General features: G+C 63.4%; 20 protein-coding genes. 10 read left to right on the forward strand and 10 right to left on the reverse strand.

Translation table 11 applies throughout. The features are described from left to right. Window positions 1-380: 380 nt before the first annotated feature. From A9O63_RS23700 to A9O63_RS22590, 4 genes are all read left to right on the forward strand, one after another. Complete coding sequence (locus A9O63_RS23700) at window positions 381-809, forward strand: DUF3010 family protein (RefSeq protein ID WP_084295563.1); 429 nt, start codon at window positions 381-383, stop codon at window positions 807-809. Then, window positions 809-1,894 carry a serine/threonine protein kinase gene (locus A9O63_RS03425; RefSeq protein WP_069330671.1) on the forward strand — a complete coding sequence of 362 codons (1,086 nt, stop codon included), beginning with the start codon at window positions 809-811 and terminating at the stop codon, window positions 1,892-1,894. The genes A9O63_RS23700 and A9O63_RS03425 overlap by 1 nt, the downstream gene beginning before the upstream one ends. 13 nt (window positions 1,895-1,907) lie before the next feature. Beyond that, a complete protein-coding gene (locus A9O63_RS22585; protein ID WP_141703028.1) occupies window positions 1,908-2,162 on the forward strand; it encodes a hypothetical protein in 255 nt (84 codons plus the stop codon). 233 nt (window positions 2,163-2,395) lie between these two features. Further along, entirely contained in the window at window positions 2,396-3,289 is an 894-nt protein-coding gene (locus A9O63_RS22590) for a hypothetical protein (protein WP_141703029.1), read from the forward strand. 546 nt (window positions 3,290-3,835) lie between these two features. Here the strand turns inward: A9O63_RS22590 and A9O63_RS03430 are convergent. The 5 genes from A9O63_RS03430 to A9O63_RS03450 are packed head-to-tail and all read right to left on the reverse strand — an operon-like array spanning window position 3,836 to window position 12,582. Further along, on the reverse strand, window positions 3,836-5,980 hold the full coding sequence (locus tag A9O63_RS03430) for an AIPR family protein (protein ID WP_069330672.1): 2,145 nt from the start codon (window positions 5,978-5,980) through the stop codon (window positions 3,836-3,838). Then, window positions 5,977-6,951: a PD-(D/E)XK motif protein gene (locus A9O63_RS03435; protein WP_069330673.1), complete on the reverse strand. Its 975-nt coding sequence runs from the start codon at window positions 6,949-6,951 to the stop codon at window positions 5,977-5,979. The genes A9O63_RS03430 and A9O63_RS03435 overlap by 4 nt, the downstream gene beginning before the upstream one ends. Continuing rightward, window positions 6,938-9,673: a Z1 domain-containing protein gene (locus tag A9O63_RS03440; RefSeq protein WP_069330674.1), complete on the reverse strand. Its 2,736-nt coding sequence runs from the start codon at window positions 9,671-9,673 to the stop codon at window positions 6,938-6,940. The genes A9O63_RS03435 and A9O63_RS03440 overlap by 14 nt, the downstream gene beginning before the upstream one ends. Then, window positions 9,670-11,190 (reverse strand): ATP-binding protein, encoded by a 1,521-nt coding sequence (locus A9O63_RS03445; protein ID WP_069330675.1) that lies wholly within the window; start codon window positions 11,188-11,190, stop codon window positions 9,670-9,672. The genes A9O63_RS03440 and A9O63_RS03445 overlap by 4 nt, the downstream gene beginning before the upstream one ends. Before the next feature lie 51 nt (window positions 11,191-11,241). Next, complete coding sequence (locus A9O63_RS03450) at window positions 11,242-12,582, reverse strand: DNA cytosine methyltransferase (RefSeq protein ID WP_328585882.1); 1,341 nt, start codon at window positions 12,580-12,582, stop codon at window positions 11,242-11,244. Between A9O63_RS03450 and A9O63_RS23610 the strand changes: the two genes are divergently transcribed. The 4 genes from A9O63_RS23610 to A9O63_RS03465 all read left to right on the forward strand — a co-directional run bounded on the left by A9O63_RS23610 (window position 12,571) and on the right by A9O63_RS03465 (window position 15,304). Next, a complete protein-coding gene (locus tag A9O63_RS23610) occupies window positions 12,571-13,323 on the forward strand; it encodes a very short patch repair endonuclease (RefSeq protein WP_328585883.1) in 753 nt (250 codons plus the stop codon). The two genes, A9O63_RS03450 and A9O63_RS23610, sit on opposite strands and share 12 nt — an antisense overlap. Before the next feature lie 741 nt (window positions 13,324-14,064). Next, the gene (locus tag A9O63_RS23045) at window positions 14,065-14,226 is read left to right on the forward strand and encodes a hypothetical protein (RefSeq protein WP_167354600.1); all 162 of its coding nucleotides are present in this window, start codon (window positions 14,065-14,067) and stop codon (window positions 14,224-14,226) included. Next, a complete protein-coding gene (locus tag A9O63_RS03460) occupies window positions 14,198-15,031 on the forward strand; it encodes a hypothetical protein (protein WP_069330678.1) in 834 nt (277 codons plus the stop codon). The genes A9O63_RS23045 and A9O63_RS03460 overlap by 29 nt, the downstream gene beginning before the upstream one ends. Before the next feature lie 12 nt (window positions 15,032-15,043). Then, a complete protein-coding gene (locus A9O63_RS03465) occupies window positions 15,044-15,304 on the forward strand; it encodes a hypothetical protein (protein WP_069330679.1) in 261 nt (86 codons plus the stop codon). A 678-nt stretch (window positions 15,305-15,982) separates the two neighbouring features. Here A9O63_RS03465 and A9O63_RS03470 read toward each other — a convergent pair. The 3 genes from A9O63_RS03470 to glmU all read right to left on the reverse strand — a co-directional run bounded on the left by A9O63_RS03470 (window position 15,983) and on the right by glmU (window position 20,518). After that, window positions 15,983-16,822: a beta/alpha barrel domain-containing protein gene (locus A9O63_RS03470; RefSeq protein WP_069330680.1), complete on the reverse strand. Its 840-nt coding sequence runs from the start codon at window positions 16,820-16,822 to the stop codon at window positions 15,983-15,985. 517 nt (window positions 16,823-17,339) lie between these two features. Next, window positions 17,340-19,151 carry a glutamine--fructose-6-phosphate transaminase (isomerizing) gene (gene glmS, locus A9O63_RS03475; RefSeq protein ID WP_069330681.1) on the reverse strand — a complete coding sequence of 604 codons (1,812 nt, stop codon included), beginning with the start codon at window positions 19,149-19,151 and terminating at the stop codon, window positions 17,340-17,342. Continuing rightward, the gene (gene glmU, locus A9O63_RS03480; protein WP_069330682.1) at window positions 19,151-20,518 is read right to left on the reverse strand and encodes a bifunctional UDP-N-acetylglucosamine diphosphorylase/glucosamine-1-phosphate N-acetyltransferase GlmU; all 1,368 of its coding nucleotides are present in this window, start codon (window positions 20,516-20,518) and stop codon (window positions 19,151-19,153) included. The genes glmS and glmU overlap by 1 nt, the downstream gene beginning before the upstream one ends. A 100-nt stretch (window positions 20,519-20,618) precedes the next feature. On the opposite strand from glmU, the gene A9O63_RS03485 reads away from it, so the two are divergent. After that, window positions 20,619-21,308 (forward strand): phosphoglycolate phosphatase, encoded by a 690-nt coding sequence (locus A9O63_RS03485; RefSeq protein WP_069330683.1) that lies wholly within the window; start codon window positions 20,619-20,621, stop codon window positions 21,306-21,308. 19 nt (window positions 21,309-21,327) lie between these two features. Here the strand turns inward: A9O63_RS03485 and A9O63_RS03490 are convergent, their stop codons facing one another. Beyond that, window positions 21,328-21,780: a CreA family protein gene (locus A9O63_RS03490; RefSeq protein ID WP_069330684.1), complete on the reverse strand. Its 453-nt coding sequence runs from the start codon at window positions 21,778-21,780 to the stop codon at window positions 21,328-21,330. Between the two features lie 130 nt (window positions 21,781-21,910). On the opposite strand from A9O63_RS03490, the gene A9O63_RS03495 reads away from it, so the two are divergent. Further along, window positions 21,911-23,068, forward strand: a complete 1,158-nt coding sequence (locus A9O63_RS03495; RefSeq protein ID WP_069330685.1) for an isovaleryl-CoA dehydrogenase — start codon at window positions 21,911-21,913, stop codon at window positions 23,066-23,068. 72 nt (window positions 23,069-23,140) lie between these two features. Here A9O63_RS03495 and A9O63_RS03500 read toward each other — a convergent pair whose 3' ends face one another. Beyond that, window positions 23,141-23,746: an OmpW/AlkL family protein gene (locus A9O63_RS03500; protein WP_069330689.1), complete on the reverse strand. Its 606-nt coding sequence runs from the start codon at window positions 23,744-23,746 to the stop codon at window positions 23,141-23,143. Between the last annotated feature and the right edge of the window lie 273 nt (window positions 23,747-24,019).

The following is a 24,019-nucleotide window of genomic DNA, read 5'->3' on the forward strand; positions in this document are numbered from 1 at the left end:
GACGACGTCGTCCTGCATGTTGTGCTGTCGCAGCTACGCAGGACAACCTCAGGGACGAGACTAGGCAGCATTGCGTGGGATCCATCGGTGGTTCAGGGCCGGATGCATCGCTTTGTCACGCTCCCTGGTATGGAGGCGTGAAGCCGGCTCTCCTGGCCTGCGGCCCAATGTCGCAAAACGCAGAGCGTGACGTGCGCGCCGCAGTATTTTTCGGCCCATCGCCTGCACGCTGGATCATCACTCTCAGTCGGCCGCCCGGCGAAGCCTTCACCAGTGGCGGTTACTGGATCGCACTGCGGCTATCGTTTGCCCGTGGCAAATGCTCGGTCAATGGTGTAGGATTCTCATGATACTAGTGAAGTTGCTTTGCGCGAGGGAACATGCGGGTCTGTGGTGTTCACATCTCGGGAAGCACGGCCAATCTTGCGGTCGTGTCGCCGGATGACGCGGGCGGGATTGCATATCATCCATGTCACACCCGGAAGATCATACTAGAGGATGAGAAGTCTGGCGATTCACTGAAGGCGTTCCTCCATGCAATTACTGCGTTCGCTCACGAGAACCAAGTCGACAGCTTTTGCATAAAGCAGCGCCCGTCTGGCGGTCACCGAGGCGCTGGCGGGCCTTCCTTCAAAGTTGAAGCTCTGGTGCAATTAGTCCCTGACGTTCCCAGCTACTTTGCGAATCCGGTCGCACTTTCGAAGTTTGCAAAAACTAACGTCGCTGGACTACCAATCGGTCTGCAAGGCTATCTTGTAGACGCATATCGCTGCGGCGCTTTCCAGCTAAAGAAGCTCGGAGTGATCTAATGCCGTACGACATCGCGGCGTTGCCCGCCAACTTGCAACCGACAGCGGCCCGGTTGAGCGACAGCATCACCTTCGTGGAGAGCATCGCAAAGGGAGCAAACGGCTACGTTCTGATCGGCCACCAAGCGCTGTTAGACCGAATGGTCGTAGTTAAATTTTACTATTGGGGCGATGGTGTTCATATCGAGCCAGCAATGCTGGCCCGCTTGGAATCGCGCCATGTCCTTAAAGTCGATCACGCCGAGGCAATAGACAAGAACGATGCCTTTTTTATTACGCGCTACTGTTCTGCCGGCGACTTAGATGACGAATTAGCGAGCCGATCTTTCGGGCCTGTAGAAGCAATAGACGCTCTTCTTCAGATCGGCTCTGGGGTGAGCTATTTGCATGGCGAGGGATACCTTCACCGCGACCTCAAGCCATCCAATTTGTTCGTGACCGACGATGGCACGAGGGTAATCGGCGACTTTGGTTCTGTGGTGCAGATCGGCGACGATGATTTTGCCAACAGCCTCTCCAAGCATTCCATTATCTATCGACCGCCCGAAGACTTCTTGGGTAACCGGTTCTACAGGCAAGGGGATATCTATCAACTTGGAATGATCCTGTATCAGATACTTGGAGGTGGGCTCCCCTATGATCTCGAGAATTGGGTAACACCACAGCAGTCTGCTCATGGAGCGACCTTGGACGAGGTCGACAGAGAGATCTATTTCAATTCGTTGATTGAAGCGCGAGTCTGCAGGGGCAAAGTCCTGCAGTTGGACACTCTGCCGGACTACGTTCCCAATACTTTAAAGCGCGTTATTCGTACGGCATCTCATGTAAATATGGACCGCCGCTATCCGACGACGGCTGACCTCCTCGCGGCCCTAAACAACTTAAGGCGGCGCATTTTTGACTGGCGGATCGACGGCGGCGTTCTGACGCTACGCGACCGCGATCGCAAATACCGGATTTTACCTCGCGGCTGCCAGTTTCACGTTGAAAAGCAGATTGGCGCAGGGTGGCGCCGTCAACACGAACTGACTTTTAATATAAGGGCGGATGCGATCGCCCGTGTGGAAGACACTATTCGTAAGTAGGTGAGGGGTTTGAGTGGCGGCTGCAGTCGTGCTCCCAATGCTGTACTTTTACACGCTGCGTAACTACCTAAAGTCCGGCGATATCAAAGCATCTCAAAAGCTTTCGGCCGAGCAGGGGGCCCGAGCAGAAGGACTAAGAAGGCGGGTTTCGGACGAATTGTTGGACGACTTCACCATGTCTTTCGAAAAGCTCTGGGCTGCGGAAGAGTACATCAAGGACATGCCTACTGAGGACAGAAAAGGTTTGGGCCGAGAGGCTCCAGAATGAAGCGGATAGTGATTCTGGCTTGTTCCAAGGCTAGAAATTTTTCAGCTACGTGTCGCCTTGCCGAATTGACACAAAGGGCGGTTTTTCAGAAGTATTGGCAGACCTCGGAGCGAAATGGAGTGATAGAATAGCTGGGAGTGCACACAATGAACTCGTTTGTACGAGTGCTGGTGATTGAACGGACCCGCGATAGTCTAATCCACTGATGAAGTAAATGGTACCGGCGGAGGCGAATGATGGGCGATGACCAAGATGCACGTACAACTGCGGGCAGCTTCGAGCAGCGGCTAAACCGGCTGGACGAGGCAATCGATCGCTTGCAACCACGAGCAAACCGATGGCAGCAAAATTTTGACTGGGGCGCTAAAAATTTCTTCGTCTTTTCGGCAGTAGCGGGCGCCGTTGGTACGGTCGTTCTAGGTCTTTGGGGCGGCGGAAAGCTATACATACAAACACAAGATCTAATCGACCGCACCGATCGAAGGATATCGGCAATCGTTGGAGCCAGTCAACCAGACACTGCGAGTGTCTTCGGCCTCGTAGGTCCAGAAGATAGAACAATTCGCTATAGCGCCAGTCTTGAGCCCGCGCGTATAGGGAGGCAGACTTATTATCGCTTATTTCTACAGGCACGTCTTCGGGTTTCAATAACCGGTGAGCCGGGAACGATAACAGGTTACTATGTATACCTTGAAGGCAAGATGCTGGATGCAGCGGCGCTCGGATTTGACGGCCAACCGGATGAATTAATTAAGCTGTCCTGGGGTTCACCGTTTGGTGAAAATTATAGTGAGAGCGAAGCTGAAATTATTACGAGTAAATCGAGCGGAACCATAGGGGTCTCTTGGTCAATATCTTTGAAAGACTGCAATCGGGCGCTGGAGGTTCTTGAAAAATTAACATCCTCCGAAGAGGAGGAAATGGGGAAAACATGGATCGTCCCGGTATTTCGTTATATCGAAGATGCGCCGGAATTTCGCGGCTTCAACAACCAGATTGTGCGAGGCGCAGTTTTTGATTGTTATGACGAAGGTGTGGGCCAAGAATTTCAGTCTTCATTTGAGGACTCAAGTGAATTGGAGAGCACAAGCGTAATCGATGACGTCAAAAAGCCGAGTACCAAATAGTTGAATTACCCACCACTGCATTTGATCGTTGACCATGAACATTCCCGAACGAAACGCTGGCGCCGGTGAGGCGATATCCAGCCTTCAGGCTTTGCTATGCCTGTCAAAACGACGTTTTTTTCTCCTGAACTGAAGGCGGCCTTGGGATTGCGACCTGGAGAGTCAGAACCACGGTCCTTCTCCCTTTGAAAGGGCTGCGAGACGCACGAACGGCAGCAATGCGGAAGCTGCGCCGAAGCGCGGAGACTGTCCGTGAACGGCAGGCCTGGGGTCAGCTGCATCTGTCGCGCACGGCGCGTATACCAATTCGGGAGGTCCGCTCCCTGCGCTTCGCCCCCGTTCGCGGTGTGGAACCGAGTGTCCGGTATCGCTGGTTTCTGCCACCACCTGTCCCGCTGTCGTCAGACCGCTTTCCGCCGTCAATGCCCGGGTTCTGGTCGGTGCCGCGTGGTGTGCGTCCGCGAATGGGTTGACTTCCGCTTTTCGAGCGGCTCCTTGCCCAAGGGGTAGGCCGGAAGATGGTTCGCAACTCAGGCGTTGCGTGTTTCATTCGGTAACCTGCGCATCAGCTGCTCGAGCCTTGCTGAGCGGGGCGCATTGGGCATCGCTATGGCCTTGCCCGTCGCCAAAGCCCATGGTGCGCAGTCGCGAAAGAGCGTCGAGCGCGTGGTGCGATTGCAGGTCGGTGGGAAGCCGACGCGGCATGGACGCGCAGATACCGAGGATCTGCTGATCCTTCGGTGTAAGGCGTTTCCGCTCGCACCCCCACGCGAGGACTTCCTGCCAGAATTTTGCGCCCAGCGTCACGACTTCCGACTGGGCGTTGATTCCCTCGGTCATGGCCTTCTTTGCCTTCTCGTCCCGTTTTGCCACACGCGCCGAGTCCAGCAATATCAGGCAGGTCTCAAAGTCATCATCATGGTTCAGCGTCCGGGCCTTGATCCCGTTCCAGCAGGCTTGCTGCTTCGCCCATTCCGACATGTTGCGGACACCAGCCGGGGGATGGGTAATGACGTCGTGTGCTTCTGCCGCGGCCAGAAGCAGGGCCCGCCGAAGTGGGTCGGGAACGGACTGCCGCCGCCAGATCGCGTCCAGGTCGAGGACCTGCTTTTCGCCGTTGGCATCGTGAAACACCTTCGCCATGGCGTAGGTGACGATGTTGGCGCGATAGCCGCCCTCGTACCACGGCTGCTTCGGAACCTCGGTCTCGAGCCATCGAAACAGGATCGCCTTCGAGATCAGCCGCTTGTACCAGAGCTCGTCGTACCTGGCGTCGCTCCTGGACCATGCTTCGCCGATGTCCTTGGCGAATTCGGCGAAGTTCTTCTGGGCGCCACGCGAGACGATGTGCGGCTGGCCGGCCGCCGAGAACTCGAACTTGGCGAGATCGGTCTTGCTGAAGAGCTGCGACTTCGGAAACTCCAGATCGAACTTCTTCTGCTGGGCTGGTGTCAGGCGCGCGCGGGCGTTGATGAACTGCCCTCGTGACCGTTCGTAGAACCACTTGGTGTCATGGCGTTCCCCCTCCCGCGCGGTGAAGATCACGTTGCGCGAGAACTGCTCCATCCGGATGTGGAACGGATGGTTCGAGAAGAAATCGGCCGCATTCACCTTGTTTTGCGTATTGGCGTATTCCGAGATCTTTGGCACGATGTCCTCCGAGCGGTCGGGTGGGACGACCGTCAGTTTCATCTGCACGAAGACGTGGGGGAGCTGATCCCTGGCAGACTTCAGCCCCGCATGGATCGACCCCGTCGTCTGGGCCCCGTTGACGATCTGCAGATTGCTTATCGAGTCAATGGCCAAACCGTCATTCGTCCGTACGCACGACACGGCGTCGGCCGTTGCCGACAGCCCATTGTTGTAGGGAAAGAAGAGTTCGGGCTCATCCTTGATTGTCTTCTGGATGCCCTTGTTGGTCTTGGCTCGTGCCTGCAGGAACGAACGGACATTGGCCTCGAGAAGGCGGGCGCCCCACCTGTCGTAGACTGCGGCCAATTGCTCGCCCGGCACGATCAGCAGATAGCTTTCAAGAGCCGCACCGTTTTGCGATGCCTTCAGCGCTGGGAGGGGTGCCCCGAAATCCCGCGCAAAATGGATGACCACGTCCTCACGAGCCTGTCCCGAACGGTCGAAACGTTCGAAGCGGGCCAGATCCCAGACCGACCAGGTGATCGGCACATCGCCGATGTCCGCCAGTTTCACCGTATCGTCGCGGCCGATGTATTGCCGGTTGGAAACAAGGATCAGCTTGACCTTCGTGACCTGCGACCAGGTCGTGATGATCAGGTCCGAGACCTGGAAGGCCGGGTTTGCCTCGTTCAGGGAGTCCCGGAATTCCTCAGTCCTTGCCTTCTTCAGAAAGCGGATCAGGGGGTTCAGGATCCGGGGTACATCCTGCTTGCCGAAGGTCTGCACCTTGTCGCTGTCGGCGAAGTCGCAGACGATCAGCCCCAGCACGCCCTCGCTGTCGCGAGGGTCGCCAGCATAGCCGTCGATCCTCAGTCGTTGGCCTCCGTCCAGTCCGGCGGGGCAGTAGAAGGAAGGGTGCGCCACATCAATTTCACCGGCCTCGCTCAGCCGCTCGGCCATCCGATCGAAGAAGGCCTCCACAGGAAAGATGCCACTGGTATCCGCCTCACGGCGAATATCGGCCATGAGGTTCTGATGATATTCTTCGAGTTCGCTCAAGGCTGGACCTCCTCGATCAGGTTTTCCAGCACGTCGTCCCAGTCGGCCCGAAACGGGTTACAGGCAGACAATGCGAGGGAATAGGATACCGAGGACACGCCAAGTGGCACCGGAGCAGAGATTCGGGGAAAGTCCTCGGTCACGGCATGGAAGTGAGGGGCAGACACGATCCAGCGCCAGGCCGAATAGTCGTGCAGGACGTCGTAACCCGCGTCGGCCAAATGCAGGTCCCACTCCATGATGGCCGAAGGCTCGGTCCGCTCCAGAAGCTCGGTGACCTCCGAGACGTGCTCAGTCAGGGTACGACCGTGTGGCGGTTGCACCTTGTCGACGGCAAGCCCCGCCAGCCACAGACGCCGATCCGGCACATCAGCAAGCTGGTGCTCATTCGAGATCTTCACGAACGGCTGGGAGGCCCCGCGTCGTGCCTTGACCTCGATGCAGTCGGCCTCGAGCTCGAAATCCTTCGGCGCACCTGAAGGTCCTGTCCATGCAGTGAGCGCCGGTTTGGCACCGCGCCTATCGATCAGCAATTTCAGAACCTCGATCTCGCCGATCAGGCCCTTCTGGGCTTCTTCCGACAGCACTTCGAGCTTTCCGCCGCGCAGAAGGTAGTGCCACCTGAAGGTGCGTCCTATGGCGCGTTCAAGGGCCTCTGCCTCGGTTTCGGCAAGCTCGCCTGCCGCCATTACATCGCGGCAGAGGGTCTCGAACAGTTCAAGCTGGGCATTGTCCTTGAGTCGAATGTAGAGGATCGGGCCACCCGGCAATGTCTGGAACCGGATTTCGAGGTTACGGAGCTTCGGCAGGTCTGGCGTCGGCTTAGGCAGCTCGGCCAATTGCAGCACAAGTGCTACATCGGCGCGTGGCATGACTGCCCAGAACCAGTTCCACCGAGCCGAGGCCGAAACCCGGCGCGTGTCGACCTTTCCGACCTCGAGGCCGGCCCACGGCGTGTCATTCGGTATCACCGAGAGCCTCCTCCTCGATTTCTTCCTCGCCGAACATCTCGCGCATGCGGATGGTGTTGACGATGTATTCCACTGTGCCGCCCTGCACGTCGGACGGCGGGAAGCAGATGCTCCACGCGAGGACCAGTCCGGGCGACTTTGCCTTCAGGTCTTCCGGGACCACCGGTTCGACAAATCGGAGGATGATCAACGGGCGGCGCCCCGGTATCTCGCAGAAGATTCGTGGCGGAAGGGTTTCCGGTACGGGCTTGCCGTCACGAATCCGCTCTGAGCGAAAGGCACTGGTGGCTGCGTCGATTTGCTCCTTGGTCAGCCCGACACGCTCGTCGCCGGGCGAACCGACGCGTCTGCTGGTGCCGCTGATGGCGAGGACGCCTTGGCGCAGATCCGGCTCACCGACCGATCGGCCGAACGCCCGCATGTCGATGCCGGACAGATCAGCGGGTGTAGCATCTGCCTTCTGTGCGCTGGCGAAGAGGACGTCCCAATCCTTGAGCTCGCTTTCGGCGCGCGCATCAATGTAGTCTGCCATTAGCCTCGGATCAGTGAGGGGATCAGAGGCATCGGCGCGGAAGGCCCGAAGGAAATTGCGGATCAGGCCAACGGAGACCCCGCTGAAGAGGGTTCCACGAGACGGGTGTTGCGGTGCCGGCCCACTGGCCTTTATTGCCACCGCCAGCGCCTGCCCGGCCTGTCGGTTGCGGTCCAGTTGATCGCGATCCGTGCGGATGCGTGTCGTTTCGACCAGCTTTCCTGCCAAGCCGACCTTCATCGGGAACTCGCGTCCCGTACCCATCTTGTTTCGCGCCGTCACGATCAGCGATTCCGGATGGCTCCGCACGGCCAGACCGAACTGCTCTGGCGTGGCCTTGGCCAGTTCCATGCGCTTGAGCTGCGTCTGCAGGTCGTCCATCGCCTCGTGGATATGGGCATACCAGCCGACACCATCGGCAGGGATCCAGACCCTGCACAGATCCTCGTAGCCCGGCCGATAGCCGAACCACCGGCCCATCTGCATGAGCGTGTCATACATCATGGAGTTCCGCAGGAAGTAGCTGATCGTCAGCCCTTCCAGCGTCAGGCCGCGCGAGAGGGAGAAGCCGCCTACGGCGATCACCGTCACGCCATGTTCCCCGGCCTGGTCATAATCGAGCGGCTGCGACCGCTTCGACGCGTTGACTTCGATTACACGCGCGGCAATCAGAACCTCGTGCAGGCGAGCCTGGACGGTGGGCCAGTCCGCGCCCTCGGCGTCGGCGAACTCGCTCTCCCAGACAGCATGCAGCGCAGCGATCTCCGGGTTTCGCAGCGCGGCGCGACCTTTCGCGCCATCTACCGCGACCGCGTCGCGCATCCGGTCGACCACATCGGCCACCCGCGATCGCAACCGTCCCTGGACATCGGTGAAGCGCGAGGCGTTGACCAGCATCGAGGCATGCGCGGCCTGCTGACCCCTCGCATTCCGGATCGCCCTCGCGACGATGAACGCGCGCACCGCCCGGATCAGGCTTCCCGGCAGCACTTCGACCGGATGGTCGATCTGGTGCTTCATCGGCAGGATGTCCTCGTTGTCGTCGATTAGGCGGACATGCCGATCACGAGCATCGAGGAACACCTTCTGTGCCCCGAAATAGTTCGACGGCGTGTCGAGGCCGATGATGAAGTGCCGCGGGAACAGGTCCTGCTTCAGCGTCTCGTCGTCGGTGTCCGGGTCGATGAAGATGTTGGCGAAGGGCGTCGCCGTATAGCCGACATAGCAGCTGCGGTGGAACAGAGAGAGCAGCTCGCGGATCTGGCCATTGATGCGGGTCACCTCGTCGCGCGCATAGGCCGTGTTGATCGAGGCATTGTCAGCCTCGTCATCGATCAGCAGCATGGGCTGGCTGACCATCTGCGTGCTCTGGTGGACGGAGTGCTCCTTCAGCCATTCCAGCAAATTCTTGAGGGTGCTGGAGTTCTTCTTGATTACCAGGACCACGGGGACGTTGATCTGACCAAGTTGCGCGGTGAAGGTCGTTGCGGTCGATTTGTTGAAATCGCGCAGGGTGTTGGTCAGGGATACCGGGAACTCCCGCTGGTCAAAAGTTCCAACACCTATGATCTTCTGCCGCTGCGCCTTGTTGGCATGGGCCAGCCGCCCAGTATCCCGGCCGATGAAGCCCTCGTCAATGCGGGCCTGGGTCTGGTTGCGCAGGTTGTTGTGAATGCCAGCGATCACCACGATCAAACGATAACCCGCATCGGCCGCCTTGCAGATCAGCCCTGTATAGTTGGCGGTCTTGCCGCTTTGTACATGGCCCACGACCATGCCGCGGCGGCTCCAGGGGCTCAGGTTGCGAGGATCGCCAAGGCGATCCAGTACACGATCCGTCACCTCGTCCGTGGCGTCGATCACTGACTTCGGCAGCCCCTTCAGGTTCAGGAGCTTGCGATACCGGCCCCAGTAGAAGTCGCCGATCTCGCCGTTGATCCGGGCGTCATGCAACCAGGGGCGAAAATCCTCCGCATCCACGATGGCGCCGAAGCCCATGCTGATGCCGTACTTTTCCTCAATCAGGCGCGCGAGATCCTCGGCGTCGTCATCTTCGATCTGGTCCGTGAACATGGGCATGACACGAAGCTGGGCGATGATCTCCCGGATCGACTGTGCCGTATGGGGGCCGGGCTGAGATGCCATGTACATGGACGTCATGCCTTCGAGGCTGCTCAGGATCTGCTTCACTTGTCTTCCTTCGTCTCGACCGTCGCCGCGATGATGCGCTCTGTATCTTCCCAAGCCGACCTGAACGGATCGACGTCCTTCATCAGTGCCTTGATTTCCTTCATGTCCTTGTGCGCTCCGAGCAGGACAGAAAGAGTTGCCTGCACGGCCTGAGCCAGTGTGTCTTCGTCCACCCGATCCGGGACGATCTGCTCGGCCGTGCCAGCCATGTCTGCGTGCAACGTTTCGATGGGCAATGATGCCCCGACCAGAGCAATGCAGTTGAAGAAGCCGCGCCGGAGGTCCGGGGGCAGGCTCTCGGCGAAATCGGCAAACGCGGGATGTTCGATGTTCGGGCGGTAGCGGATCTGTCCATCTGCCTGAATCCGGTGCCACATGGGCAGCCGTTCATGATCGACGAGCTTCTGGCCCCGCTTGCTGTAGGTGCGCTTCGATCCGGCGAGGATGCGTTCGATAACCTTCTTCAGGCGATCGCGCACGACAGGCGGCAACTGTGCCGACGATTTCTTGACGTCGATCTTCCAGTCGGCGTCCATGCTGTTGGGAATGTCGATCCTGACCCGGGACAGCTTCGTGAGTTCAGATTGTCGGCACAGGCCGAACCACGTACCGTGCAGGATCAGACGCTTGCCGCGATACAGGTAGAACCCCTGCGATTTCAGGTGACCTTCCGGCCCGCCGATATCTTCCCAATCCGTCTTGGACATCTGCTTGTGATGGGGAAGCGTGAAGCTCTGGATCTCCACATCGCCCCTTATCAGGGCCAGCTTTTCTTCAGGGTCTGCAATTGTTGCCGGGTTCTTTCGGGCGAAGGGATCAAGGGCGCGCAGCAGTCGCTCGTTCAGGAGTATGCGCAGCGGTTTGGAATCCTCCATGAACCGGTGGAAGACCAGGCGCAGGTGACGTTCCGTTTCCGCTATTCTCTGATTGATGACCTCGGCGCGCTTGGCGGCATTGTGGGAGTAGCCGCCGGTCAGTCGGTCGAGTTTCTGCCAGAGGACAAGTGTGCCTGTCTGGCCCAACTTGTTGATCCCGGGGATGAGATCGAAATGATCGGGCAGTTGCACCGCCCATTCGTTCCGTTGAGCCACATCATCAAGATCCCAGATGGCTGCGCTCGTTTGTCCGGATCGTCGGGAAACCACCGTCAAGCGGCGGCACTGGGAAAAGCTGGCGCTCTTGAGGCCGAGTCCGAACCGCCCGAGGTCCGGTTCATCGCGCGTAGCCAGCGGGTTCTTGCTGCCTGGTCGCATGGCCGCGACAAGCTCGTCTTCCGTCATGCCCTCCCCATCGTCGATGATCGCGATGTATGGCTCGTCGGAAAAGGTCTCGGTGACAATCTGGATCCTGCGGGCGCCAGCGGCAATAGAATTGTCGATCACGTCCGAAACGGCCGTTTCGAGGGAATAACCGATATCCCTCAGACCCTCGATCAAGGCCGCGGCGTGAGGGGTGGCATCTGCTCGCCTGTAAGCAATCATTTCCCTGCAACTTGCCTGGTAGACTTCGTCTCCCATCAGGCTCGATCAAGATGGCACAATCAAGGCCAATCGGACTCTCCGGGACGCTCAGGTGTCAGCTTTTGTCAGGGCGGCGTACACGAGGCTTGCGATCTGCCTCGCAAGAAACGGGGGAACCGCATTGCCGACCTGAACATATTGCTGGGTCCGGTTTCCGAGAAACAGATAGTCGTCGGGGAAGGTTTGCAGGCGAGCGGCTTCGCGCACCGTCAGGCTGCGGCACTGCAAGGGATCGGGATGGATGAAATAATGGCCGTCCTTGGAGATGTGACTGGTCACCGTCGTCGAGGGCTCGTGGGCAAGCTGGACGCGGAAGCGGTCGTTGAACACGCCGCTGTGCCAGTTCCTGTGATCCGGGCTGAGAACCAGGGGGAAATCCGCGGCCTTCGGGCTGTAGCCACGTGACTTGCCGAAGACGGCCGCAAACAGGTAGCGGCCAAGATCCGAAGCCATGTGCGCCCTGGTGGTGTGTTGGGCCAGTGCGCGCAGGTCCGGACGCTCCAGCCAGCGCATCAGGTCGTCGTTCGACGTTCCGTAGCCTGCAGGAAGCACGGCTGAAGAACGTCGGGTCTCGGCGCCGTGCTTCAGGAGTTCGGCGACCTCGCGGAAGTCGGAGTGCAGGGCACCGACCTCCGCGCCCTTCAGGATCCTCGCGAGAAGTTTCGCGAAGCCGGTCACCTCCCGTTGCCACGCTGCGGCGCTGTCGGTCGCTCGACTGATGCCGCTGCGCAGGGGTGGCATGTTGCCGATGGTCTCGGCGACCGTTCGGGGCGTGCCCAGGATCGGAACGCTCGCCCCTGCCGCGCGGGTTGCGAGATCCGACCGGAGGCCGACGATGATGACGCGATGGCGGCGCTGCGGGACACCGAATTCTTCGGTGCGCACGATGAAGTCGGATGGCCTCGTCGCCTCCTGCAAGGTTGCCTTTCCATCGGAGACGCGGATCGCTCGCAGTTCGTATTGATGCCCGTGACCCGTGCCTAGGGAGGCCAGGTCTTCCATGAGCATCTCGAAGACCAACCGGCTTTCGACGGTCGAGGACAGCATGCCCTTGACGTTCTCCATGACAAAGACGGCCGGCCGCAGGCGGTCCAGCACCCGGATGTACTCCCGGAACAGGTAGTGGCGGTGATCTTCCTCGGGGACGTAGTCGGCCTTTCCACGCGACCGCGCCCGGCCGACCAGCGAGTAGGCCTGACAGGGTGGACCGCCGATCAGGATCGTGTCGTCAAAGGCCTGTCTCAGTTTGCCAAGCGTCTCGTCGATGGCCACGGCGGCCGGATCGGCGCCCAGTTCGAGACAGCGCGCTTCGCTGGTGGCTGCAGCCCATGAGCCGGCGTCGACCTCTGCCCAGTCCGGTTCGTCCGTCAGTCCGGCATGGAACTTCACGAAAGCTTCCGGCAGGGCACCATGCTGCCAACCGAAGGCGCGAAGGAAGGCGCGAAGAGCAAGGGTCCGATGAGCCGACTCCTCCTTCTCGACCGATATGCCTATGTGGAACGGGGAATGTTCATCCAGGTTGAGCGAGGCAAATCCCTCGCCGAGGCCGCCCGGGCCTGCGAACAGATCGACGACGCCGAAAGTGGCTGGCAATTCTTGGTCCTCTCGGATTCGGTGGATGGTTGTATACTGGTTCCACGGGCCGAGACCAGGAGGCAGATGACAGATATCGTCGATAGCCGGACCCGATCCCGCATGATGTCCGGGATCCGCGGAAAGAACACGAAACCTGAACTCGTTCTGCGCCGCTCACTGCACGCGGCGGGGTACCGGTTTCGACTTCATGCAAAGGGGGTGCCTGGAAAGCCGGATATCGTGATGCCGAAGTACCGGGCTGTCATCCTGGTGCATGGCTGCTTCTGGCATCGCCACGAGGGGTGCCGGTATTCGACCCTTCCCTCGACGCGCCCGGAATTCTGGATGGCAAAGTTCAAGGCAAACGTTGCTCGGGATGAGGTAGTCCGCATGGCTCTTCTTGAGGCGGGATGGCGGGTGGCCACTGTCTGGGAGTGCGCCTTGCGCACCGGGGCAGGTGTGGCGGCCGCTCGGGAGCGCATCGAGGCATGGCTCCATGGTACAGGCGCCGAGCTTCATCTGGGCGAGGCTGATCACGTGGCCACAGCGCGTTGAAGCCGCGTAGTGCCATCATCAAAAGAATAGGCGCGCGGCGCGTCCGCCCACCGCGCTGTCATGGCAGCAGGCGGCGGGATCCTACGGCAGCTCAAATCGGCCGCCCCTCGATTTTGTTCTTCCGAATTCCTAGAAACGGCCAATATCACCTGCAGGAAAGGTCGGCAGGAGAGGGTCAGGCGACAGGCTTGGCGGGGCAGGAGGCGGCTCCGCGACAGGGGAGCAGGGGTGGGAGACCCCGTGTCCGACCCTCTTGACGATCACGACAGATCGCCGCTTTCAACGGGCTCCATCCCATGCCATTCGATCACCATTCCCCTGCCAACCTCTTCGCCGTCCAGGCTTGGCTGGATGAACATGGAACAGCGGCGGCCAATGCCGCGCGCCTTCTCCGTGGTGCTGCGGCTGCCGATGGTGTGTTCCGCCTGATCGCTGACGTGCGGCAGGCAGAGGGCTGCTCGCGGCTCATGCGCACAAGGCTCGAGGCTTCTGAGCCTCGAGGACGCCGACCGGGATCCGTTCCCGTCGATGCTCCCTCTGCATCCTGCCGATCCGCGGGTGCTGGAGATCTGCCTCCTCTCCGACAGCCTCTCCAGCCTCCTTTCGGAGATCGCGCCGGCACGGCCCGTCGCGGCCTGAGCGCCTCACCGCAGACCAGCCGCCCCAGGCGGAGCGGCTGCTTGAACGCGCCAGTTCGTCCGTCGCGGCCGTCGCCGCGCGCTGGCGCAGGAGCAATCCTCGATGACAGTGTTTCAACCCGGCTTCCCGGCCCCTGAACCGCATGACCGCGCGACCCGCATCCGGGCGCATCTCGACCGCCACGGAGCCTCGCTGGCCGACGTCGTCGCCGCGATCGACGACGTCTGCGTCTCTCATGCGCTGGAGACGGCGGGTACACGGTGAAGCCCGAGGTGGAACTCTGTCCGAGATCACCGCCTACGATCCGCAGGTCAACCGCCGGTTCACCAAGATCCTGCCCCGCGACCTCGACCCGCTCGACGGCGGCAACATGCTCGGCATCGTGGGCAAGTACGCGGCCAAGGCTGGCCTGCAGTTTCAGCCCGACGGCGAGATCGCCGGACGCCTCATCCATGGTAGCCGCGGACGGTTCGGGCGGGCCGTCGAGACGACGATCAACGCCATCGAACGGGCGCTCGCGGAAAGCTCCGGCGCCCTGACGGGCCTGATGCCGCAGGGAAACGCGGATGTACTCGACCGGTTGCTGACGGTCGACGCCTCGGACGGCGAGCGCCTCGCCGAACGCATGCGCCGGTCGCTCTCCGTGACCGCGATGCCCGCGTACCTGAACTGCTGTCGTCTGCAGGCCGAGGCTCTTGTTAGGCACGGGGTGGTGACCCGGATTGGCGAAGACCGGAATAACAGGCAATTCGGCCTGAACATGAGGGCCGTCGAGGATCTCGACGAGTTCCTTGCCCGCTTCCGGTCGGCCGGTACCGGAGCATCGGCTTTGACCGCCGGCATGGCCGATGTAGTCGAGGCGTCCAGGATCCTCCGCTGGCCGGCGATCGACATCATCAAGCTCGTGCTCGGCGGGCGGTTGAAGCGTGTCGCGCTCCTGTCGGCTGACCTGAAGCTCAAGTCCGTTCTCGTGGATACCGAAGAGGTGCGGGAGCGCCTCCGTGAAGGGGACGGTGAAGGCCGGCTATCCGTGGTCGAAGCGGCGGAGAGGCTGCAGCTCGAACCCTAGGCGGTCCAGAACTTGACGTCCAGGACCGACCGCAAGGGCAGGGCTCTGCTTCCTTTCACCAAGAGCCGCAACGCCGCGGGCCAAGTCCGACTCTGTTTCGACCCCTGCGATGTGGAGGCCTTTGCGGACGCCCATGTCGAACTCAGGGCACTTGCGGCGGAGCGCGGCATCTCCACCAAGGTCCTCCAGGCCGAATTGTTGAGACTGGGGATCCACGCGATCCTGCCGAAGTCATCGCTGAACAAGCTTGTCTATCGACGAGCGGACCTCTGAACCTGCAGACTTGACCTTCGACGCGGCCGCCCCTTGGGGCGGCCGCTTTGCTTTCAGGCGCATTCTTTCTCGCTCGGGCACGAGGGCGACAAACGGGTGACAAAGAGGGGGAATTAACGGCCGAATGGCAGGCGCACCTCAATAAAAGCAAGTGGTTAGTCTTTGCCGAAGGGCCTTATTCCCTACCTCCAACAGTGGGGGCGCGGAACTGGTTCCGCGCTCCAGTATTCCGGCGTGCAGATGGCACGACGCGGGAGAGCTTTCGCGAGCCGCAGGGGAGGCCATGCACCCTGAAGCGCGGCCACGCGGAAGCAACGATCCTGAACTTTTCCACCGATTTCCGCCGAGCTGTGGATAACTTTGGGAGACTACCCATGAAGAAAAAGTCCGAGATCACGAGCGCGAAGGCCGCCTCGGCAGCCGGCAAAGTGCTCCGCGACCCCAGATCGAGTGCCGCCGCGAAAACTGCCGCCGGCTCTGCCTTGACGCAGAGGCCGGCTCAGAAGAAGCCGCGCTAGGCGTTGAGCTTGAACCCATGCTCCGGTTCCTTCGCCCGCACAGGGCGGAGGACTGCGGCGGGGGCGCGGGTGCTCGTCACGTCGTGTCGCTGCGATGCCAAGCCCGCGGACGAGGCCAACGCGTTCCGGGCCAGCTGATCCGGTGCATCAGCCCCGCCTCTCAGTCCCTCTCGAAGGCCACCCGGATGTCGGCCAGCGGCGCGTGGTAGGGCATCGACGTCATCAGCACGTCCGCTCCGCTGGTGGCATAGGCGGCCGCGAGCGGGGTGGGGATCGCGCCGACGGCGATCAGCTGGCCCTGCCATCCCCGATCGAGCGACCGTGCGGTCGCGGCCACCTCGTCCGGCAGCATCCTCCGAAGCTGAATCATGTCGACGCCGAGGTCCGCCGCCGCCTGCGCGTGCTCGAGGGTCTCCACCTCGACGGCGACGGGGCGGCCGGGATGCGTCTTGCGCATCTGCGCCACCCGGTCCCGGACAGAGGCCGCACCCTCGAAGGCGAAATGCTCCGCGAGAATGAGGGTGGTGGTCGGATATGCCCCGAGGTGCACCACGGCGCCGCCCGAGATCGCCGCCTTGAGAGCCAGAGGGCGCGCACCCGGGATCGCCTTGCGCGGACAGGCGACGACGATCCCGGGGTTGGCCGCCCGGGCCGCCGCGACGAAGGCGGCTGTGGCGGTCGCAACACCGGAGGCCCATTCGATCAGGGACTGCGCTGGCTGCCACCCGGAGGTGAGGGACGCGAGAGGGCCCCGCGCCGCCACGAGAAGGTCGTTCGTCTCGACGCGTGCCCCGCTTTCGGCGGCGATGTCCACGGCGCAGCCCAGCAGGGTGAACATGCGCTCGGCCTCCTCCAGGCCGCAGATGGTGCCGGCGGCGCCGGCCCGCATGGTGACGGTCATCCCTCGGCTGTCGCGCGATGTCGCGTCTGCGACGGTCACTCCGGGATGCCGGTCCCGCTTCAGGAGACAGCGGAGCGCCACATCGTCCAGCATCAGCATGTCAGGCTTCCTCCGCATCGCCGGGCCCGCCCTCCGGCGCGACCGCGCGCCCTCGACCGCGCATCGACACCGCGCCGGGAGGGGCCACCTGGGGCATTCATCCGATCAGCCATCGCATCACCGCTATGTTTCTGGACTACATATCGATGGGAAGCACGGTATGTGCCAAGCGAAAGCGGCACCGGATCGGGGGGTTGTCGTCGCAAATCCGACCCTCGGTGTCGGACTTGCGACCGGTTGTGGGCCGGTTGGTGACGACGGGTCCGAAAAGGGCTCTACGGGCGGATCGCCACTCCGAGACGCCGGACGCGGAGGTGTTGCGGCTCCGGGACGGCTGTGACGCCGCCATCGGCGCGGAGCGCTCTGCGGCAGCAGAGCGCTCGGGAGGCGCCGGAAGATCCGTCCGGCGCCTTGAGAGGGAAGCGGGGCTAGGCGTCGCCGCCTGCGAGGGCCGGCAGCGTCCGACAGGGCCCGCGCGCAAGGGGGCACCGGCGGGGCAGGCCGCCGGTGCGATCCCTCACTCCACCGTCACCGACTTCGCGAGGTTGCGCGGCTGGTCGACGTCGGTGCCCTTGGCGATGGCCGTGTGGTAGGCCAGAAGCTGTGCCGGCACCGCATAGAGGATGGGCGCCAGGAAATCGGCGACCTGGGGCAGGGCGAGCGTGCGCCAGCACCCGGCCCCCGCCTCCTCGATCCCGCGCGCGTCCGAGATCAGGAGCACCTTGCCGTGACGCGCCATGACCTCCTGCATGTTCGACACGGTCTTGTCGAAGAGCGCGTCGCGCGGCGCCATCACGATCACCGGCACCCGGTTGTCGATCAGGGCGATGGGGCCGTGCTTCAGCTCGCCCGAGGCATAGCCTTCGGCATGGATGTAGCTGATCTCCTTCAGCTTCAGCGCCCCTTCGAGCGCCAGCGGGAACATGGGTCCGCGCCCGAGGAACAGAATGTCCTGCGCTTCGGCAAGCTCGCCCGCCAGATCGCGGATGTCGTCGGCCAGCCGCAGCGCATGGTTCATGAGGCCGGGCAGCGTCGCCAGCGCATCGAGCCTCCGGCCGAGTTCGGCCGCGTCGATCCGCCCGCGGTCGTGGGCCGCCTTCAGCGCAAGAAGGGCGAGCACGGTCAGCTGGCAGGTGAAGGCCTTGGTCGAGGCCACGCCCACCTCGATGCCCGCGAGGATCGGCAGCGCGAGGTCCGCCTCGCGGGCGATCGAGGAGGGGGGCACGTTCACCACCGCAAGCGTCCGCGCCACGGCGTCGCCCGCATGCCGGAGAGCGGCCAGCGTGTCGGCGGTCTCGCCCGACTGGCTCACGAACACCGCCCAGGAGGTGGGCGAGAGCACGGGTTCGCGGTAGCGGAACTCCGAGGCGATATCCACATCCGCCGGCAGGCCCGCAATCTGCTCGAACCAGTATTTCGCCACATGGCAGGCATAGGAGGCCGTGCCGCAGGCGACGAGCGTGACCCGGTCCACGCCGGTGAAATCCACGTCCGGCAGGTTGATCCGGCCGTTCTGCACATAGTGGCGCAGCGCATCCGCCAGAACGACCGGCTGTTCGGCGATCTCCTTGGCCATGAAGTGCTTGTAGCCGGCCTTCTCGATCCGGGCGGCATCGATCTGGATCCGGGTGGTCGCGCGGTTCACGCGCCGGCCGTGGCTGTCGAAGATCTCGGCGCCGGCGCGGGTCACGACGGCCCAGTCGCCTTCCTCGAGATAGGTGATGGCATCCGTCATCGGCGCGAGCGCGATCGCATCCGAGCCCACGAACATCTCGCCGTCGCCGTGCCCGATGGCGAGCGGCGAGCCACGGCGCGCGGCGATCAGCAGATCCTCCTCGCCCTCGAACAGGAAGCAGAGCGCGAAAGCGCCCGTCAGCCGCGCAAGCGTTTCGGCGGCCGCCTCGCGCGGGCCGAGGCCGCGGGCCATGTGCATCTGCGTGAGCAGCGCCACCGTCTCGGTGTCGGTCTGGGTCTCGAAGGCGAAGCCGGCCTCGGCGAGCTCGGCCCGCAGGTCGCGGAAGTTCTCGATGATGCCGTTGTGGACCACCGCCACGGGGCCTGCGCGGTGCGGGTGGGCGTTGGTCACGGTGGCTGCGCCATGGGTGGCCCAGCGGGTGTGGCCGATCCCGCTCTTGCCCGCCAGCGGATCGTGGACGAGCAGGTCGGACAGATTGACGAGCTTGCCCACCGCGCGGCGCCGGTCGAGCCGGCCGCCATTGACCGTGGCGATGCCGGCCGAGTCATAGCCGCGATATTCCAGACGCTTCAGCGCCTCGACCAGCAGCGGCGCGACCTCATGGTTGCCGAGGACTCCGACGATCCCGCACATCAGGGGGTTTCCTTCTTCTTCTTCGCGGCCTTGGCGGCGCGGAACATTTCCATGAGCCGAGTGGCCATGCCGGGCTTCGTCACCTGGCGGGCGCGGCCGAGCGCCAGCGCCTCGGCCGGCACATTCTCGGTGATGACCGACCCCGAGGCGGTCATCGCGTGCGCGCCCACCGTCACCGGCGCCACCAGCATCGTGTCCGAGCCGATGAAGGCATGGGCGCCGATCTCGGTCCGGTGCTTCATCACGCCATCGTAGTTGCAGGTGACCGTGCCCGCGCCGATGTTCGTATGTTCGCCCACATGGGCATCGCCGAGATAGGTGAGGTGGCCCACCTTCACCCCCTCGTCGAGCACGGCATTCTTGATCTCGACGAAGTTGCCCACATGCACATCCTCGGCCAGTTCCGCGCCGGGGCGCAGGCGGGCGAAGGGGCCGACCGTGGCCCCGCGCGAGATGTGGCACCCTTCGAGATGGCAGAAGGCGCGGATCTCGGCCCCGGATTCCACCGTGACGCCGGGTCCGAAGACCACGTTCGGCCCGACGATGGCATCGCGCCCGACGAAGGTGTCGAGGGCGAAGAAGACCGTGTCGGGCGCGGTGAGCGTGACCCCGTCCTCGAGCGCCGCGGTGCGGGCGCGCTTCTGGAATTCGGCTTCGGCCGCAGCCAGTTGCGCGCGGGTGTTCACGCCGAGCGTCTCGGCCTCGTCGCAGATCGCCACGCCCGCCGAGAGCCCGCGGGCGCGGGCCAGCGCCACCACGTCCGTCAGGTAATATTCGCCCGCGGCATTGGCATTGCCCACGTCCGCGACGAGGGCGAAGAGAAGCCCCGCCTCGGCGCAGATGACGCCGGAATTGCAGAGGCTTATGGTGCGTTCTTCGTCGGTTGCATCCTTCCACTCGACGATCCGGTCAAGCTCCTCGCCCTGCGTCACCAGACGGCCGTAGCGACCGGGATCCGCGGCTTCGAAGCCGAGGACCACGACCGCGTGCCGAGACCGGAGATCGAGCATCCGCTCGAGCGTCTCGGGCCGGATGAAGGGCGTGTCGCCATAGAGGACCACCGCCTCGCCGGGCGCGTCGGCCAGCAGCGGCGCGGCCTGCGCCACGGCATGGGCCGTGCCCAGCTGTTCGGCCTGCACCACCACTTCGATGCTCTCGTCGAAGGCGCGCGCCGCCTTGGCGACCGCTTCGGCCCCGTGTCCGGCCACCACCACGACCCGCTCGGGCTCCAGCGACTGGCCCGCCCGGAGCGCGTGATGCAGCATCGGCGCCGCCCCCAGCGGGTGCAGGACCTTGGGCAGGTCCGAGTTCATCCGTGTGCCCTGTCCGGCAGCCAGAACGATCAATGATACGGTGGCACGGTCCATCGGCACCCTTTCCTTTGCGATGCGCCCGTTTTAACGGGGATGGGCGAGGCCGCAAGGCCGCGGCCATCACACACTCTTACCGGCTGTTTCAGGAGGCACCATGCAGAACGGATCGAACGGCTCGCGACGCACGGGGGTTCTGGACCTCGACGGGACGCTTGCCGACACGAGCGCGGATCTGATCGCCTCGGCCAATGCCTGTTTCCGGGCCCTGGGCCGCGGCGAGCCGCTCGACCCGCTGAAGGATGCGCTGACGGCCTTCCACGGCGGGCGCGCGATGCTGAGGCTCGGGTTCGAACGGTTGGACGGGCAGAGCCTCGAGGCCGACATCGACCTGCAATATCCGCTGCTGCTCGAGAATTACCGCTGCGCGATCAACGTCCATACGACGCTCTATCCCGGCGCGCGGGATGCGGTCGAGCGGCTGAGAGCCCAAGGCTTTGCCACGGCGATCTGCACCAACAAGCCGGAGGCTCTGGCCGAGACGCTGCTCTCGCTCATGGAGGTGCGTCATCTCTTCGATGCGATGATCGGCGCGGATACGCTGCCGGTCCGCAAGCCCGATCCCGCCCCCTATGTCGCCTCGGTCGAGCGCGCGGGCGGTGCTGTGGCGCGCTCGATGCTGGTGGGCGACACGCGCACCGACCGCGACACGGCCCGCGCCGCGGGCGTGCCCGTGGCCCTCGTGACCTTCGGGCCGAGCGGGATGGACGTGGCCGATCTCGATCCCGACGGGCTTCTGCACCATTTCGACGAGCTGCCGGACCTCGCCGCCCGCCTGCTCGGCTGAGCGCCCAGAGGTCCGGCCGCTAGTTTCGCGCGCGCCAGAGCGGCACCGTCGAGATCGACATCTTGGCCGAGCCCTCGGTCAGTTCCCGCGCATGGACGAGATAGATGAGCGTGTCGTTCGCCTCGTCATAGACCCGCGTGATCCGAAGCGACTTCAGCACGAGCGACCGGCTCGCCTTGAAGATCTCCTCGCCGTCCTTCGACCGGTCGATGTCGCCCACCGTGACCGGGCCGGTCTGCCGGCAGGCGATCGAGGCGTTCGACGGATCCTCGAACCAGTTGCCCTGCCGCAGCCGGTCGATCACGGACCGGTCGAAATAGGCGATGTGACAGGTCACGCCCTGCACCTCGGGATCCTGGATCGCCTCGATCAGGATGTCGTTGCCGACCCAGTCCACGCCGACCTCGCCCACCACCTCGGCGCCCGCGGGGCTTGCCAGCATCAGCGCCAGCGCCATCCAGACATGTTTCATCCGCACCTCCTGTTCCGGGCCGGAGCATGGCGCAGATCCGCCCGCTGCGCGAGGCCGCTGCACGCCGCACTTGACCGACTCGGGCTGGACGGGCAAGAAATGAACATACGTTCAATAAAGGGCTCGCCGCATGTTTCACGCTCCGATGACCTTCGACCTCGGCGAGGAGATCGCCGCCCTCCGCGAGACCGTCCATGCCTGGGCGCAGGAGCGGGTGAAGCCCCTGGCCGCCCGGATCGACCGCGAGAACGTCTTCCCGGCCGAGCTTTGGCGCGAGATGGGCGAGCTCGGGCTTCTGGGCATCACGGTGCCGGAAGAATTCGGCGGCTCGGACATGGGCTATCTTGCCCACACGGTCGCGGTGGAGGAGGTGGCGCGCGCCTCGGCCTCGGTCTCGCTCAGCTACGGGGCCCATTCCAACCTCTGCGTGAACCAGATCCGCCTGAACGGCAGCCCCGAGCAGAAGGCGAGCTACCTGCCGAAGCTCGTCTCGGGCGAGCATGTGGGGGCGCTCGCCATGTCCGAGGCGGGCGCGGGCTCGGACGTGGTGTCGATGAAGCTCAAGGCCGAGAAGCGGAACGGCTACTATGTCCTCAACGGCACGAAATACTGGATCACCAACGGGCCGGATGCGGATGTTCTGGTGGTCTATGCCAAGACCGACCCCGAGGCGGGCGCGAAGGGCATCACCGCCTTCCTGATCGAGAAGTCGATGAAGGGTTTCTCGACCTCGCCGCATTTCGACAAGGTGGGGATGCGCGGCTCGAACACGGGCGAGCTGATCTTCGAGAACTGCGAGGTGCCGTTCGAGAATGTCCTCGGGCTCGAGGGCAAGGGGGTGCGCGTCCTCATGTCGGGGCTCGATTACGAGCGCGTGGTGCTCTCGGGGATCGGCACGGGGATCATGGCGGCCTGCCTCGACGAGGTGGTGCCCTATTGCCGGAGCCGCCAGCAGTTCGGCCAGCCGATCGGAAACTTCCAGCTGATGCAGGGCAAGCTCGCCGACATGTATGTCGCGCTGAACACGGCGCGGGCCTATGTCTACGAGGTGGCGCGCGCCTGCGATGCGGGGCGCGTGACCCGGACGGATGCCGCGGGCTGCGTGCTCTACGCCTCGGAACAGGCGATGGTGCAGGCGCATCAGGCGGTGCAGGCGCTCGGCGGCGCGGGCTTTCTGAACGATTCCGTCGTGAGCCGGCTGTTCCGCGATGCGAAGCTGATGGAGATCGGGGCAGGAACCTCCGAGATCCGCCGGATGCTCATCGGCCGCGAATTGATGGCGGGCTGAGCGATGGCGCGGCGCCCCCTTCCTTCCGCGGGCGGGAGGGGCCGGCCCGGGGAACCCGGACCGGCCACAGGATCAGAACTTCCAGATGTAGGAGACGCCCACCACCACGGGGTCGATCTCCGCGGTGCCGATGCTGTTGCCGTTCAGCTTGGCGTCGCTGTCGATGTCCATCCAGCGCACGTCGGCCCGGATCGCATTGCGGTCGTTCAGCCAGTAGTCGAAGCCCGCATGGACCGACAGGCCCCAGCTGTCGTCGAGCTCGAGATCGCCGAGCCGCGTCTCTTCCTCGAAGAAGGTGACATAGGTCACGCCAGCGCCCACGAAGGGCGCGAAGGCGCCGCCGGTGGGGAAGTGATACTGCAGCGAGACCGTCGGCGGCAGATGCTTGACCGAGCCGATGTTGCCGAGTCCGTCCAGCGACACGTCATGCTTGAAGGGCGTGGCGGCCAGAACCTCGATGCCGAGGTTGTCGCGGATGAAATATTCGAAGGTGATCGTGGGCTGCACGTCATTGCCCACCTCCGCGCCCAGTCCGGCGAGCGTGCCATTGTCGGATTTCGGCATCACGCTGCCGAGGCCTATGCCAAAGGTCATGTCTCCGGCCGACTGGGCGGACACCGGGGCCGCGGCGAGGAGGGCGAGGGTCGCGGCGAAGGCCGCGGGAATCATCGTGTGCATCTGCATACCTTGGGGTTACCAACGCCGGCGACCCTCGTCTTTGATCGGCCCGATTGCCTTGATCTGCGTCAATGGCTTTCGGTGTTCCGCGCGCCGCAGCGCGCAGGCCACGCCTCTCCCGTCCTCCAGCTTCCGGGCCGCCCATGAAACTCGCCTCCCGCGTCCTGCCCTCGTCCGAGACCTTCCGCGCCAACCGCGCCCACCATCTGGCGCTGATCGCCGAGACGGCCGAGGCCGCCGCCCGGGCCGCGGCGGGCGGGGGGCCTGCCGCAC

Origin of the sequence: Cereibacter johrii (genome assembly GCF_001720585.1) — a bacterium.
Classification (GTDB): Bacteria; Pseudomonadota; Alphaproteobacteria; order Rhodobacterales; family Rhodobacteraceae; genus Cereibacter_A; species Cereibacter_A johrii.

Bases quoted from the DNA above. Each gene is read 5' to 3' on its own strand.
- A9O63_RS03445 (WP_069330675.1), bottom strand. From the start codon at position 11,190: ATGGGAGACGAAGTCTACCAGGCAAGTTGCAGGGAAATGATTGCTTAC.
- A9O63_RS23045 (WP_167354600.1), top strand. From the start codon at position 14,065: ATGACAGTGTTTCAACCCGGCTTCCCGGCCCCTGAACCGCATGACCGC.
- A9O63_RS22590 (WP_141703029.1), top strand. From the start codon at position 2,396: ATGATGGGCGATGACCAAGATGCACGTACAACTGCGGGCAGCTTCGAG.
- A9O63_RS03460 (WP_069330678.1), top strand. From the start codon at position 14,198: ATGCGCTGGAGACGGCGGGTACACGGTGAAGCCCGAGGTGGAACTCTG.
- A9O63_RS03500 (WP_069330689.1), bottom strand. From the start codon at position 23,746: ATGCACACGATGATTCCCGCGGCCTTCGCCGCGACCCTCGCCCTCCTC.
- A9O63_RS03495 (WP_069330685.1), top strand. From the start codon at position 21,911: ATGTTTCACGCTCCGATGACCTTCGACCTCGGCGAGGAGATCGCCGCC.
- A9O63_RS03425 (WP_069330671.1), top strand. From the start codon at position 809: ATGCCGTACGACATCGCGGCGTTGCCCGCCAACTTGCAACCGACAGCG.
- glmS (WP_069330681.1), bottom strand. From the start codon at position 19,151: ATGTGCGGGATCGTCGGAGTCCTCGGCAACCATGAGGTCGCGCCGCTG.
- A9O63_RS03490 (WP_069330684.1), bottom strand. From the start codon at position 21,780: ATGAAACATGTCTGGATGGCGCTGGCGCTGATGCTGGCAAGCCCCGCG.
- glmU (WP_069330682.1), bottom strand. From the start codon at position 20,518: ATGGACCGTGCCACCGTATCATTGATCGTTCTGGCTGCCGGACAGGGC.
- A9O63_RS23700 (WP_084295563.1), top strand. From the start codon at position 381: ATGCGGGTCTGTGGTGTTCACATCTCGGGAAGCACGGCCAATCTTGCG.
- A9O63_RS03485 (WP_069330683.1), top strand. From the start codon at position 20,619: ATGCAGAACGGATCGAACGGCTCGCGACGCACGGGGGTTCTGGACCTC.
- A9O63_RS03470 (WP_069330680.1), bottom strand. From the start codon at position 16,822: ATGCTGATGCTGGACGATGTGGCGCTCCGCTGTCTCCTGAAGCGGGAC.
- A9O63_RS23610 (WP_328585883.1), top strand. From the start codon at position 12,571: ATGGAACTTCACGAAAGCTTCCGGCAGGGCACCATGCTGCCAACCGAA.